The sequence below is a fragment of the Paenibacillus sp. NFR01 genome, from assembly GCF_900111565.1.
Lineage (GTDB): Bacteria > Bacillota > Bacilli > Paenibacillales > Paenibacillaceae > Paenibacillus_AQ.
Genome location: NZ_FOIK01000001.1, coordinates 2,332,658 through 2,345,584, shown reverse-complemented (window position 1 = coordinate 2,345,584; position 12,927 = coordinate 2,332,658). Strand labels below are relative to the sequence as shown.

At 58.1% G+C, this 12,927-nt stretch carries 9 protein-coding genes and 1 other annotated feature (1 of these 10 running past the window's edge); of the genes, 7 read left to right on the top strand and 2 right to left on the bottom strand.

Annotated features, from left to right (window positions below):
• Positions 1-215: a binding site (T-box leader), on the top strand (it extends 34 nt beyond the left edge of the window).
• Between the two features lie 92 nt (positions 216-307).
• A complete protein-coding gene (gene leuS, locus BMW84_RS10810) occupies positions 308-2,755 on the top strand; it encodes a leucine--tRNA ligase (RefSeq protein ID WP_091067625.1) in 2,448 nt (815 codons plus the stop codon).
• Positions 2,756-2,853: 98 nt separating this feature from the next.
• Here leuS and comER read toward each other — a convergent pair whose 3' ends face one another.
• Complete coding sequence (gene comER, locus BMW84_RS10805; protein ID WP_091067622.1) at positions 2,854-3,702, bottom strand: late competence protein ComER; 849 nt, start codon at positions 3,700-3,702, stop codon at positions 2,854-2,856.
• 133 nt (positions 3,703-3,835) lie between these two features.
• On the opposite strand from comER, the gene BMW84_RS24485 reads away from it, so the two are divergent.
• The 6 genes from BMW84_RS24485 (at position 3,836) to BMW84_RS10775 (ending at position 10,753) form a co-directional block, all read left to right on the top strand.
• Positions 3,836-4,369 (top strand): ComEA family DNA-binding protein, encoded by a 534-nt coding sequence (locus BMW84_RS24485; RefSeq protein ID WP_139209612.1) that lies wholly within the window; start codon positions 3,836-3,838, stop codon positions 4,367-4,369.
• Positions 4,370-4,441: 72 nt separating this feature from the next.
• A complete protein-coding gene (locus tag BMW84_RS10795; protein WP_091067620.1) occupies positions 4,442-4,960 on the top strand; it encodes a deoxycytidylate deaminase in 519 nt (172 codons plus the stop codon).
• 101 nt (positions 4,961-5,061) lie between these two features.
• The gene (locus BMW84_RS10790; protein ID WP_091067617.1) at positions 5,062-7,821 is read left to right on the top strand and encodes a ComEC/Rec2 family competence protein; all 2,760 of its coding nucleotides are present in this window, start codon (positions 5,062-5,064) and stop codon (positions 7,819-7,821) included.
• A 189-nt stretch (positions 7,822-8,010) separates the two neighbouring features.
• Positions 8,011-8,550 (top strand): RNA polymerase sigma factor, encoded by a 540-nt coding sequence (locus BMW84_RS10785; RefSeq protein WP_091068278.1) that lies wholly within the window; start codon positions 8,011-8,013, stop codon positions 8,548-8,550.
• The gene (locus BMW84_RS10780) at positions 8,547-9,623 is read left to right on the top strand and encodes a hypothetical protein (RefSeq protein ID WP_091067614.1); all 1,077 of its coding nucleotides are present in this window, start codon (positions 8,547-8,549) and stop codon (positions 9,621-9,623) included. Before BMW84_RS10785 ends, BMW84_RS10780 begins: the two co-directional genes overlap by 4 nt.
• A gap of 107 nt (positions 9,624-9,730) precedes the next feature.
• On the top strand, positions 9,731-10,753 hold the full coding sequence (locus BMW84_RS10775) for a LacI family DNA-binding transcriptional regulator (RefSeq protein WP_091067612.1): 1,023 nt from the start codon (positions 9,731-9,733) through the stop codon (positions 10,751-10,753).
• Positions 10,754-11,764: 1,011 nt separating this feature from the next.
• Here the strand turns inward: BMW84_RS10775 and BMW84_RS10770 are convergent.
• Entirely contained in the window at positions 11,765-12,718 is a 954-nt protein-coding gene (locus BMW84_RS10770; RefSeq protein WP_091067610.1) for a sugar kinase, read from the bottom strand.
• Between the last annotated feature and the right edge of the window lie 209 nt (positions 12,719-12,927).

Sequence of the window (12,927 nt, the reverse complement as noted above, 5' to 3'; positions counted from 1 at the left end):
CCGATACTGCAGAGAGCCGGCGGTGGGTGCAAGCCGGTGTACGGAACGATTGAACTCGCCTCGGAGTAACGCGTCAGCTTGCCGGCATTTACGGGCCGCAGGTGAAACGCCGTCGGTTCACCTCCGTTACAAGGTGTTCAAGTGAACGGCCGGATAAAGCATATCCGCCGTTAACTAGGGTGGTACCACGGGAACTTAAACCTCTCGTCCCTAGCGACATTCGCTGGGGATGGGAGGTTTTTTTGCGTACATTCATATCAGCGATTTCATGTAAAAGCAAAGCTACACTCCAAGGAGGAGCAGACGTATGAGCGACAACCAAACAAACGTCCCGGCGGGCGGCTACCGCGCGCAGGTCATTGAACCGAAATGGCAGAAATACTGGGATGAGCACAAAAGCTTCAAAACCGGCGAAGATCCGGCCAAACCGAAATTTTACGCCCTGGATATGTTTCCGTATCCTTCGGGAGCGGGGCTGCATGTAGGCCATCCGGAAGGATACACGGCGACGGATATCGTCTCCCGCTTCAAACGGATGCGCGGCTACAACGTGCTGCACCCGATGGGCTGGGACGCTTTCGGCCTTCCCGCCGAACAGCATGCGCTGGACACCGGGCAGCATCCGCGCGAGATTACGTTCAAGAATATCGACAACTTCCGCCGCCAGATCAAATCGCTGGGCTTCTCTTACGATTGGGACCGCGAGATCAGCACGACCGACCCGGAATACTACAAATGGACGCAGTGGATCTTCATCCAGCTGTATAACCGCGGCCTGGCTTATGTAGCCGAAGTGCCGGTCAACTGGTGCGAAGCGCTGGGAACCGTGCTGGCGAATGAAGAGGTCATCGACGGAAAAAGCGAACGCGGCGGCCATCCGGTCGTGCGCAAGCCGATGCGCCAATGGATTCTGAAAATCACCGAATACGCGGAACGCCTGCTGGAAGACCTGGAAGAGCTGGACTGGTCCGAAAGCATCAAGGATATGCAGCGTAACTGGATCGGCAAATCGACCGGAGCCGAAGTGAATTTCGCGATTGACGGACATGAAGCCGCATTGACCGTGTTTACGACCCGTCCGGATACGCTGTTCGGAGCGACCTACTGCGTACTGGCGCCGGAACATGAACTGGTAGATGGGATTACGACCGAAGCGCAGCGTGCAGCAGTCGCGGAATACCGTGAAAAAGCTTCCCGCAAGAGCGACCTCGAACGTACCGACCTGGCTAAGGAAAAAACCGGCGTCTTCACCGGCGCTTATGCGATTAATCCGGCAAACGGCGCGAAGCTGCCGATCTGGATTGCCGATTACGTGCTGGCCGGCTACGGTACCGGCGCCATTATGGCCGTTCCGGGCCATGACACCCGCGACTGGGAATTCGCCAAGCAGTTCGGACTGGACATCGTCGAAGTGCTGGAAGGCGGCAATGTGCAGGAAGAGGCGTATACCGGCGACGGTACGCATGTGAACTCCGGCTTCCTGAACGGCATGGGCAACGAGGAAGCGATTACCAAGATGATCGCCTGGCTGGAAGAGCAGGGCAGCGGCAAAGGCAAAGTGACCTACCGTCTGCGCGACTGGCTGTTCAGCCGCCAGCGGTATTGGGGCGAGCCGATTCCAATCCTGCATCTGGAAGACGGCACGATGAAGACGGTGCCGGTGGAAGAGCTGCCGCTCATGCTGCCGGATGTCGACGCGATCCGTCCTTCGGGTACCGGCGAATCGCCGCTGGCCAACGTGACCGATTGGGTCAACACGATCGATCCGGAGACGGGCATGAAAGCACGCCGCGAGACGAATACGATGCCGCAATGGGCCGGCAGCTGCTGGTATTACCTGCGCTACATCGATCCGCGCAACGACAAGGAGCTGTGCTCTCCCGAGAAGCAAAAGGAATGGCTGCCGGTCGACCTCTACATCGGCGGCGCCGAGCATGCGGTGCTTCATCTGCTGTATGCCCGCTTCTGGCATAAAGTGCTGTACGATCTCGGCGTGGTGGACACGAAGGAACCGTTCCACAAGCTGGTGAACCAGGGCATGATCCTGGGCAACAATAATGAGAAAATGAGCAAATCGCGTGGCAACGTCATCAATCCCGACGATATCGTGGAAGCTTACGGCGCTGATACGCTGCGCGTATATGAAATGTTCATGGGGCCGCTGGAAGCGACCAAACCTTGGAACGAAAAAGGCGTTGAGGGCATCCACCGCTTCCTCGCCCGCGTATGGCGCCTGTTCGTGAACGAGGACGGCAGCCTGAGCGCGAAAATCACCGAAGACGGCGGCAGCGACGAATTCAAACGGACGTGGCATAAAACTTTGAAAAAGGTCACGGAAGATTTCGAACAGCTGCGCTTCAATACGGCGATCAGCCAATTGATGATTTTCATCAACGATGCTTACAAGCAGGAAAGCCTGTCCCGCGAGTCGGCAGAGCATTTCGTGCAAATGCTGTCGCCGCTGGCACCGCATATCGCCGAAGAGCTGTGGTCGCTGCTCGGACATGAAGGCGGCATCTCGTATGTCGCCTGGCCGGCGTACGATGAAGCCTGGACCATCGATGCCGAGGTTGAAATCGTGGTGCAGGTGAACGGAAAAATCGTGCAGCGCGCCATGATCCCGCAGGACATGGGGCAAGAGGACATGCAGAACCATGCGCTTTCGCTGCCGAACGTACAAACCGCCACCGCAGGGAAAACCGTCCGCAAAATCATTGCGGTTCCCGGCAAGCTGGTGAATATCGTCGTGGGTTAAACGAAGCACGTTTAAAACCCGCAGCCGGAGAAATCCGTGCTGCGGGTTTTATTTTTCCAGTTACGGGCGCTGAAGGGCTAATGCAGGCAACGCGGGGATTACCGGTCCAGCCGGCTGCGGACAATATCGTTTTGGCCAAACAGGGCGTCCAGCTTGCCCACGTCCTCTTCGTATTTATCATGCGTGGTCGTAATAAGACGTTCGAACACCCCCTCCAGGCTAATGCGCAAATGGTTCAGCGCCTCAGCCGTAATGCCCCCGGGGACGGCGACCCGCTCCTGCAGCTCCTGCGGGCCGAATCCGCCTTCGGTCAGCAGCTTGCCGGTCCCCAGCAGCATTTCGCCGGCAAGACGGGTAATCAATGCTTCGTCAATGCCGGTCGTTGCAACAGCCGCTTCGATCCACCGCTCGAGGAAATGGCTGATAAACGCCGGGCCGCAGCTGGAGAAATCCGAGGCAATCCGCGTATGGGCTTCGGGAATTTCCAGGGGCACGCCGATGTGAGAGAGCAGGCTGAGCAGCTCCAGCTTGTCTTTTTTCGTGATCCGTTCGCCGAATATGCAAAGGGTCGTCCCGCTTTTAACGTTGTGGGTGATGCTGGGAATGATTTTGGCGATTTTGGAAGGCAAAGCGCCTTCCAGATGATGGAGCTGGACGGGGCTTGTAATGGAAACGATGATCTGCTCGCTGTGCAGGCAGGACGCGATCTCGTCGGTCAGGGATTTGAATTCCAGAGGTTTGACGCATAGGAAAAGGATGTCGCTGCCGGCCGCCGTCTCCTTGTTGGCGCCAAGGGTAATGCCGGGATGCCGTTCCTGGAGGGCCAGCAGCCTGCCCTGGCTGCGGTTGCTGGCGAGCACGTCGCATGGCGCAAGCGCTCCCGATGTAAGAAAAGCGTCAATGAGCAGACCGCCCATGCTGCCTGTTCCGATAAACCCCACCTTCATCCTGCAGACCTCCTTTCTGATGTGGCTTTGCTTGCAGGAATACTCTTCGTTAAATGTATGCGCAGCCTACTTGGACCAATGACAAGTAGATTGCAAAAAATTGTATAAAATTTCAGGATAGGGAGGATTGTGGATGGAACGAAAAACGCTGATGACGGGAATTGCCGCGCTGCTGCTCGGCGGCGGGCTGGTGTGGGGCGCGGATCACGCCGGGCCGCAGGGCATCGCCGGCTGGACGACGCTGAATTCCGTTATGGAGCAGGCGCTGGATACGGCGCAAGCGGCAGAAGCTGTGCCGTCCGCCGCTGCGGAAGGTGCAGGGGCGGGGAAGGCGGCGGTAGCGGCTGAAAGCGGCGGGACTGCCGCGGCCGGCAATGGTGCAGCGCTGGGAACGGGGAGCGCTGCGGCTTCCGCCGCCATGCCGTCCGCGAGTGCTGCACCGGGGGGTGCTGGCCAAGCCGTATCGCCTGGTGCAGGGACGGTCAACGTCAATACTGCAGGCGTCAAGGAGCTGATGGACCTGCCGGGCATCGGGGAGAAGAAAGCGCAGGCCATCATAGATTACCGGAACCAGCAGGGCGTGTTCCGCAGCATTTCCGATCTCGGCAAGGTCAAAGGCATCGGTCCGAAAATGCTGGAGAAGCTGAAGCCGCTGGTCGGCTTTTAACTCGACTCTAGTGGGGTGGGCGGCGATATGCTAAAATAATGAGCAATATTACAGGAAAATGGAGATAAGCCAATGACCGTAGCCTACCGCAAAAACTGGGATACCTATTTCATGGATATCGCCTGCATGGTCTCCACCCGCTCCCGTTGTCCGCGCCGCCATGTCGGAGCCGTGCTGGTGCAGGGGAAAAAGCTGCTCGGAACCGCCTACAACGGCGCGCCCATGGGCGTGCCCGATTGTTCCGAAGCGGGCTGCATGCTGTCAGAGCAATATGAGCGCGAGATCGTGGACGGCGTGGAGACGATGGTCAAAAAGCAGCGCTGCATCCGCACTATCCATGCCGAGCAAAACCTGCTGCTGTTCACCGACCGGGTCGACCGCGAGGGCAGCACCGTTTATGTGACGGATGAGCCATGCTGGACCTGTGCCAATATGCTGGCCAACAGCGGGATTGTTGAGATCGTCTATCTTCGTCCTTATAAAAAGGACAAGGAGAAGGTGGAGGCCATGCTCGCCTCCAAAGGCATCATCTTCCGGCAGCTCGAACATTACGAGCCGCCTAGAGAAACAATGATTACCGTTTCGGATTAAACTTATACGGGATGAACCATGCCGGGGAAGAACCTCTGCACGCGTGAAGCATACGCGGGCAGAGGTTCTTTTTGCGTCCCCCAACCAAGGAGGAGAAGAGAATGAAGGGAAGACCGCTGCTGATGTTTACAGCCTGTTGGGTCGCCGGAACCGCCGCCGGCCGGCTTTCATCCGGCGAGATGCTGGTATATGGCTTGGCGGGCGGTGTACTGCTGATTGTCCTGCTGGCTTGGCAGCAGGACACAGGCTGGAAGCCCGCAGCCTTATTCATGCTGGCGCTTGTCGCCGCAGCGTTGTATTGGGAATGGACCGACAGCCGCAATGCCAGCAATTTGCCGGAGAGTCTAGGCGCGGCGGAAGCGGAGCTGAACGAACGGCAGGTAACGGCGGAGGGCGTCATTGTCTCCGCAGTAGAGCGTGATGGCGATAAGGTGGAGTTTACGGTAAAGCTGAGCGCGCTGCGGGATGCCGGCGGAGGAGAAGCAGCCGGAACGCCGGAACCCGCGAGTGACAAGGCTGCGGGCTCCGCATCCGCGGAAGTGTCAGGTGCAGGAGCTGGCGCCGTACCCGATGCTGCGGCCGCCGGCGGCGAACGCGTCCTGGCCCAGATCAAGCTGGGCGCGGAATCGGAGATTGCCGCAGCGGCGGCTTGGCGGCGGGGGGACCGGATCCGCCTGGCCGGGGAACTCCGGCAGCCAGCGGAAGCCCGCGACTTCGGCGCCTTTGACTATCGCGATTATTTACATACGCGGCGGATTCATTGGCTCTTGAAGGGCAGCGGAGCGGCAAGCGTACAGGTTACACCGCCTGCGGCATGGAACAGCACCTTGATTTTACGCTGGAATGACGCTGCCCGGGCGGCGCTTGGCGCGGAGATGGACCGGCTGTTCTCCGGCGTGCATTCCGGTTATATGAAGGGACTGGTCATCGGGATTCAGGACGATCTCGACCCGGCCACGTTCCGGGAGTTTTCGCAGCTGGGACTGACGCATATATTGGCCATTTCGGGCATGCATGTCGCTGTGTACGTCGGGGCTCTCCTGTATATTTTGCGCCGCTGCCGGCTGACGGAGGAAGCCGCATTAACCGTGGCGTTCCTGCTCGTTCCGGCGTATGTGCTGATGTCCGGCGCAGGGCCGTCGGTCGTGCGGGCCGGAATCATGAGCATGATTGCGCTGGCCGCCGCGCGTTTCGGAATTTTGAAGGATGGCCTGAATATTCTCGCTGCCTCGGCGCTCTTTATGCTGATCTGGAATCCTTACCTGCTGATGAGCGTCAGCTTTCAGCTCTCCTTTCTGGTGACCGCCGGGCTGATGGTTTATGTGCCGCTTGCGGCACCGCTGCTGCGGAGCCTCCCGCGCTGGCTGTCGGGCGCGATGTCCGTTACGCTGGTGGCCCAATTCGTCTCGTTCCCGCTGACGGTTTATTACTTCAACCAGTTTTCCCTATTCTCATTTGCCGCCAATCTGGTGCTGGTGCCGTTTATCACCTTCCTGGTGCTGCCACTTGGGACGCTGGCGCTCTTGTTAGGCCGTTTGTGGGAAGGTGCCGCCCGCAAAACAGCCTGGCTTGCGGAGCGGCTAAACGACGGGACATTCCGCTTCGTGGAATGGCTGAACGGCTGGAGCGGCGGCGTGCTGATCTGGCGTTCACCGTCGCTGCTCTGGATTTGCACCTATTATCTGCTTCTCTACGGCCTGTTATATACCATAAATCAGCGCAGAGAAGCCGACGAGGTGCCGCTGTTTCAAGAGGATGAGACCAAACCGCTCACCCCGGCTGCCCAAGCGGCGATGGGGGGAAAGAAACAATCCCCTGCTATGCCCGGATTCGTATCCGGAGGAGCGCTGGGTAACCGGGGAGGACTGCTGCTGACGCTCGGCTTTGCCGCATTGATCGGGCTGCTGTACTGGGGCTACCGGACCGATCAACCTGCAGGCATCGGGCGGATCAGTTACATCGATGTCGGGCAAGGCGACAGCATCCTGATTACGACGCCGGGCGGCGCCCATGTGCTGGTCGACGGCGGCGGCACGCTGAGCTTCGGCTCGCGGGAGGCGTGGCGGGAGCGCCGTGATCCATATGAGGTCGGAGCCAAGCTGCTGGTGCCGTTGCTGAAGCAGCGCGGCATTCACCGGCTTGACGCGGTAATTATGACGCATGGCGACCAGGACCATGCAGGCGGGCTGCAGGCGGTGCTGGAGAGCATTCCGGTATCCGCGCTGCTGTTCAACGGCACGCTGGCGGATACGGCGCCGTATGCCAAGCTGATGCGCACCGCTCTGGACCGCGGCGTCCGGCTGTATTCGGTACACGCCGGGCTTGCCTTAACGCCGGATGCGGACACGAAGCTGTCGTTTCTATGGCCGGATACGGCGCCGTCCGTTACGGCTGCAGACGCTGCACCGCCGATCGAAACCGTGGGAGACCAGAATCATCAGTCGGTTGCGTTCACGCTTGAGATGAACGGACACCGTTTTTTATTCACCGGGGATATGGATGAGGCTGCGGAGGACGCGGTGCTGGAAGCGGCAGTAATAAGCAACGAATCCGGTGATTCGTCCATCGACGTGCTCAAAGTGGCACATCATGGCAGCAAATCGGCTACGGGTGCCGAATGGCTGAAGTATTGGAAGCCGAAGGCCGCGGTCATTTCCGCGGGCGTAAACAATCTGTACGGCCATCCGCACGTGGAGGTGGTGGACCGGCTGGAAGCGGGCGGCACGGTTATTTTTCGCACGGATCAGGACGGAGAGATCCAGATGGATGTCGGGAAGGAGGGAATCCGAATCAGATGTAAGCTGGGGGGAGAAGTTGGTACGGCTAATGAGGTACGGAACGCAGACGGTAAGGATGAATGAAGTTTAGCGTAAACGGTGGTGCCGAACCTTGGCACTACGCGCTGCAGCTCCATGGAACAAGGTTATTGTGCGGGACTGCGGGAAGGCACTCTTTTTCACAGCGATGTTCTCGGCCGGGCTGTAAAATTTATGATAAAAAATGGAACCGAATCGGCGCTGCGGAGTCCTATTGAGCAAGAGGTGAAAAAGATGCAGAGTGAGGAACTGCCCTACGTAATGGCTGCCGCGTTTACCGCCGCACCGTCGCTGCGGGAGATGATGGAGGATTACGGGCCGGATGTGTGGAACTATGCGTTTTTTCTGACCCGCAGTCGGGAGATGGCGGATGACATCAGCCAGGAGGTTTTTTTGAAGGCGTACCGCAGCATCGGCAAATATCGCGGGGAATCCAGCTTGAAGACATGGCTGCTGACCATTACCCGCAACACATCGTTCAGTGCCAGACGGAACAGCTTCTGGAAGCGGTTTGCGCCGCTGGGTGATCACCAGACGCAGCAGACAGCTTCAGCTGAACATGAGGCCATGGGAAATGCTTACACGAACCGGATCTGGGAGCTTATTATGAGCTTGCCGGACAAACACCGCGAGGTGCTCGTGCTGGATCTCCACCACGGTTTTTCGATTGCCGAAACGGCGAAGCTGCTCGGAATAGCCGAGGGTACGGTCAAATCGCGCCTTTCCAGAGCCCGGGATAAAATCAGAGTGGCGATCAAGGAGGAGAACCTATGAGCCTGAATGTAACGCAGCAGCCGCAGATGAGTTCCGATAAGGACTGGTATGAAAAAGCGGGGCGTATGCCGCTGCAGGAGAAAGGTTTTTCCCCGGAACTGATGTGTAAAATCGTGCTGGCGGAGGAGAACGGAGCGCGGACCGGACACCGAAGATTCGGCTGGAAAATCGGCCGCGCCCTGGCGCTCGGCAGTTGCCTCGCGGCGGTGCTGGCCGTGTTGATCATTTGGCCGTTTGGCGAAGGCGGGGCACCTGCCGGCAACAATACCGGGGCGGCCGCCGTTCAGCCGTCAACGGCTCCCGTAGCCCAGCCCGGCAAAAGTGCGAATAAATACAACCCTCCGCCGGGGTCAGCGGAGTTCGAGATTGACGGACAGAAATATTACATGCCGCTGCCTTCGGACCGGGAGCAGGCCCGGGCAACAGCCGTAAAAACATCTGCAGGAATTGTCTGGTCCTCCCCGCCGCCAGTGGCCGATTACCTCAAACCGGGCTACACGCATCCGACCGAGCCATACAGCTTGTATCTTAGCCCCGCCGGTCAGCCGGAGCTTTCCGCAGATACCGCGCAGCGGGTATACACCTATCCTCTATATGCAGGCAGCGCACAGACGTTTAATGTTTTGGGTTATTTGGGCGGAGCGAAGGATTATCTGTTGATTGCGAATGTGACGTATACGATTGGGGAAAAAGCGACTTACGGGGATGTAGTCCTTTCTGTCATGAATATTGCCGATTTCGCAGCAGGGAAAAACGTGAAGCCTGAGCCGTTAGTGACCCTGGATAGTCACTGGCAAAAGGAACTTCGGACCTACCGATCCTTAATTGGCCTCGACAAAGAACATGAAGAAATGGTGTTCGTGACTTACACTAAGGAACCGGGAGCGGCGTATACACCGAAGGTGACGCTTTTTGATCTCGGTACCGGAGTCTCTCGGGAGATCGAATCCATCGTGCAGGTAGAAATGCAGGGCATTCACGGCACAGCCGTTTTTGAAGTCGATGGCGAGAAACGAAGCGCGGATGTTGAGATGCTGACCGGAGAAGCGTGGACAAAAGAAGGCGGCTCGTAATCTTAGCGAGCGAGAATAAAGTTTACCAAGGACAGAAATGCTGGAACATTTACTAAAAAACCGCTATACTTTTTGTAAACTATTTTAGCAAGAAGTGGAGCGGACGCATGAAAAAGCTGACGATCGAGGATGTGGCCCAAAAGGCGGGCGTCTCGAAAAGCACGGTATCGCAGTACCTGAACAATCGTTTCAAATATATGAGCGAAGCTACGAAAAACCGGATCGCCGAGGTCATCGAGGAACTGAATTATCAGCCGAACGGCCTTGCGCGAAGCCTGAAGCAGAACCGCACCCATATGGTCGGCATCATCGTCGCCAACATCGATTATTCCCTGTCCATCGGCTGTATCCGGGCGATTGAAAGCGAGCTGCAGCGGCATGGCATCCAGGTCATCATCGGCAACACGGACGAGAATCCCGAGCATGAAAAAAAATACATCGAGACACTGATCGCCCGTCAAGTCGACGGGCTGATCGTTTTTCCGGCCGGCAGCTCCGGTGCGGTATATGACAAGCTGACCGAGGCGGCTTACCCGCTCGTGTTCATGGACCGGCTGGTGGATGGCGTGAACGCCCACAGCCTGCTGCTGGACAACGAATATGCGGTCCGCCTTGGCGTGAAGGAGATGAAGCGCCACGGCCATGAGGCGGTGGCGTTGTTGTCCCTGCCGCTTGGCGAACATGCCATTACGCCGCGCAAGGAGCGGATCAGCGGATTCCGCCGCGTGGTGGAAGAAGAGGGACTTGTGCGCAGCGAGGAATATGTCGTAAGCGTGCCGCGGGAGGAGATTTCAGCGGCGCTCGGCCGGCTGCTCCGGCTGCCGCAGCCGCCGACGGCGCTGCTCGCGGCGAATGACCTGGTGCTCGGCGAGATTTTAAAATACGCCAACCGCGAGGCGATTGCGATTCCCGGCGAGTTATCCGTCGTCGGCATCGACGACGCGGAGTTTGCCCGGATCTATAATCCCGACATCACCACCATCCGCCAGCCGGCCCATGAAATGGGCATGCAGGCAGCGCGGATCATGCTTGGTTTAATTGAAGCGCGCGATGCCACCGTGCCGATCACGTACCGCTTCCCGCCCTCTCTCCAGCCCGGGCACTCCGTGGCCGCGCCGCGGAAAAGGTAATTTTCTGCGATACCCTTTTGCTGAAGGAGCGGAATGATTCTAAGCGGAGGCGTACGAGATGGAGAGGGACCATGCTGGAAAGTAACGCAGAGCACGCCGGGGTGCGGCTGCGCTCAGCAGCATCAACGGAAGCTGCGTTTAAGAGGGCTTCGCGGGGATGTCTTCGGTGCTGGTACCAATGCTGATGCTAATGGTGGCTTTGCACGCTGGGTACTGTCATACCCGTACAGGTTTGCTGCTCGATAGTAACTTCTGCACTGGTGTTACTGCTGCTCGATAGTTACTGTCATACTAGGACAGTTTGCCGTTCGATAGTAACTTCTGCACTGGTTGCTACTGCTGCTCGATAGTAACTTCTGCAACAGGTGTTACTGCTGTCGATAGTTACTGTCATACCCGTACAGTTTGCCGCTCGATAGTAACTTCTGCACTGGTTGCTACTGCTGCTCGATAGTTACTTTGCTAGTACCGTCTCAAAAGGAGCGAAGGTAAACAAATAGAGCCCGGATGTTTCTCATAACGGACATGAGACTCGTTATTTTTAGTATTTCGGTGTTTTCGGCCGATTAACGGACACCAGAGCCGTTATTTAGCCTGAAATGCATCAAAAACATCGGTTTTCGGTATAATAACGGCGCTCAGGTCCGTTAAACCGGGAAATAGCGGGAAAATGGCCCAATAAGGGCCTGTCATGTCCGTTAGGACAGTGAGGGTTCAACGTTCAGCTTCGTTAGAGGGCGCCCTCTGATTAACGCCAAAAGACCAGCTCTCCTTGAGGAGAAGCTGGTCTTTTATGTACGCGGCCCCGGCGGCGCCACAGCCTCTCTACCACGCGGCCCCGGCGACGCCACAGCCTCTCTACCACGCGGCCCCGGCGACGCCACAGCCCCTCTTCCGCGCGGCCCCGGCGACGCCACCGCCCCTCTTCCGCGCGGCCCCAGGGCCGCGCACGCTTCCGCGCCGGCCGCCACGAGGCGCCGTGCTACGCGCCGGCCGCCACGAGGCGCCGTGCTACGCGCCGGCGCCCATAAACTGCGCCAGCCGCTCCCGCGACGGCAGGCCGTCCATGTCGCCCGGCGACATGACGGCGAGCGCGCCGATGGCGTTGCCGCGCTTCACGGCCTCGGCCAGCGGCAGCTTCTCCAGCAGCGCGCTGATGACGCCGACGGCGAAGCCGTCGCCTGCGCCGACGGTGTCGACCACTTCGGCTACCTTGAAGCCGTCGACATACCCTTCTTCGCCGGAGGCGTGGCGGTAGTAGGCGCCTTCCGGCCCCAGCTTGATGACCACCAGCGTAACGCCGCGTTCCAGGTAGAACGCGGCAATCTCTTCCGGAGTCTCAAGGCCGGTGAGGATTTTGCCTTCGCCAAGGCCTGGAAGAAACCAGTCGCAATGGCCCGCCAGCTCGTTGATGGTCGCCACCATCGTGTCGGTATCCGGCCACAGCTTGGTCCGCAGATTCGGGTCGAGCGAGACAGTTCGGCCCTGCTGCTTCATGAAGTCCATCGCATGCAGGCAGAACTCGAGGCATTGCGGCGACAGCGCCGCGGAAATGCTGGTCACATGCAGATGGCCGGCGGAGGAGAAGTAAGCTTCGTCGAAATCCGCGAGGCCGAGCTTCGATGCGGCTGAATTTTTCCGGTAATATTCCACCTTGGGATCGCCGGTCAGCACCTTGGACTTCAACAGCATGCCGGTCGGATAATCCGCCGTCGTCGTAATGCTGTCCGTATCGATGCCTTCCCGCTGCAAAGCCCCAAGAATATAGGTGCCGAAGCTGTCCTCGCCAAGCTTGGTGACATAACCGGTCTTATGGCCGAGCCGCGAGAGCCCGGTCGCTACATTGCTTTCCGCCCCGGCCAGCGCCTTCGAAAAGGAAGTAGCTTCATGCAATTCGCCGGCGGTATTGGCGTAAAACATCGCCATCGGTTCGCCGAATGTCACGACATCCAGTGGTTTGTTCATCATTGATCCTCCCCGGGGAACTTCTTCCCCGTCTATATGGTATGTACTTTGAAGGTATCACATAAACCGGTTTTGTACAATGATGATCTCGATTTCAGACAATGCTCAGCTAATCCTCCAATTCGCGAAATTTAGAAAAAACCTTTGAATTAAAGGGTTTTATCCGAGGATTTTAATTAAATCTGAAAATAAGGTTGACTCCGGTCGCG

Coding starts and splice junctions, on each gene's coding strand:
- BMW84_RS24485 (WP_139209612.1), top strand. CDS start 3,836: ATGGAACGAAAAACGCTGATGACGGGAATTGCCGCGCTGCTGCTCGGC.
- comER (WP_091067622.1), bottom strand. CDS start 3,702: ATGAAGGTGGGGTTTATCGGAACAGGCAGCATGGGCGGTCTGCTCATT.
- BMW84_RS10770 (WP_091067610.1), bottom strand. CDS start 12,718: ATGAACAAACCACTGGATGTCGTGACATTCGGCGAACCGATGGCGATG.
- leuS (WP_091067625.1), top strand. CDS start 308: ATGAGCGACAACCAAACAAACGTCCCGGCGGGCGGCTACCGCGCGCAG.
- BMW84_RS10785 (WP_091068278.1), top strand. CDS start 8,011: ATGCAGAGTGAGGAACTGCCCTACGTAATGGCTGCCGCGTTTACCGCC.
- BMW84_RS10780 (WP_091067614.1), top strand. CDS start 8,547: ATGAGCCTGAATGTAACGCAGCAGCCGCAGATGAGTTCCGATAAGGAC.
- BMW84_RS10795 (WP_091067620.1), top strand. CDS start 4,442: ATGACCGTAGCCTACCGCAAAAACTGGGATACCTATTTCATGGATATC.
- BMW84_RS10790 (WP_091067617.1), top strand. CDS start 5,062: ATGAAGGGAAGACCGCTGCTGATGTTTACAGCCTGTTGGGTCGCCGGA.
- BMW84_RS10775 (WP_091067612.1), top strand. CDS start 9,731: ATGAAAAAGCTGACGATCGAGGATGTGGCCCAAAAGGCGGGCGTCTCG.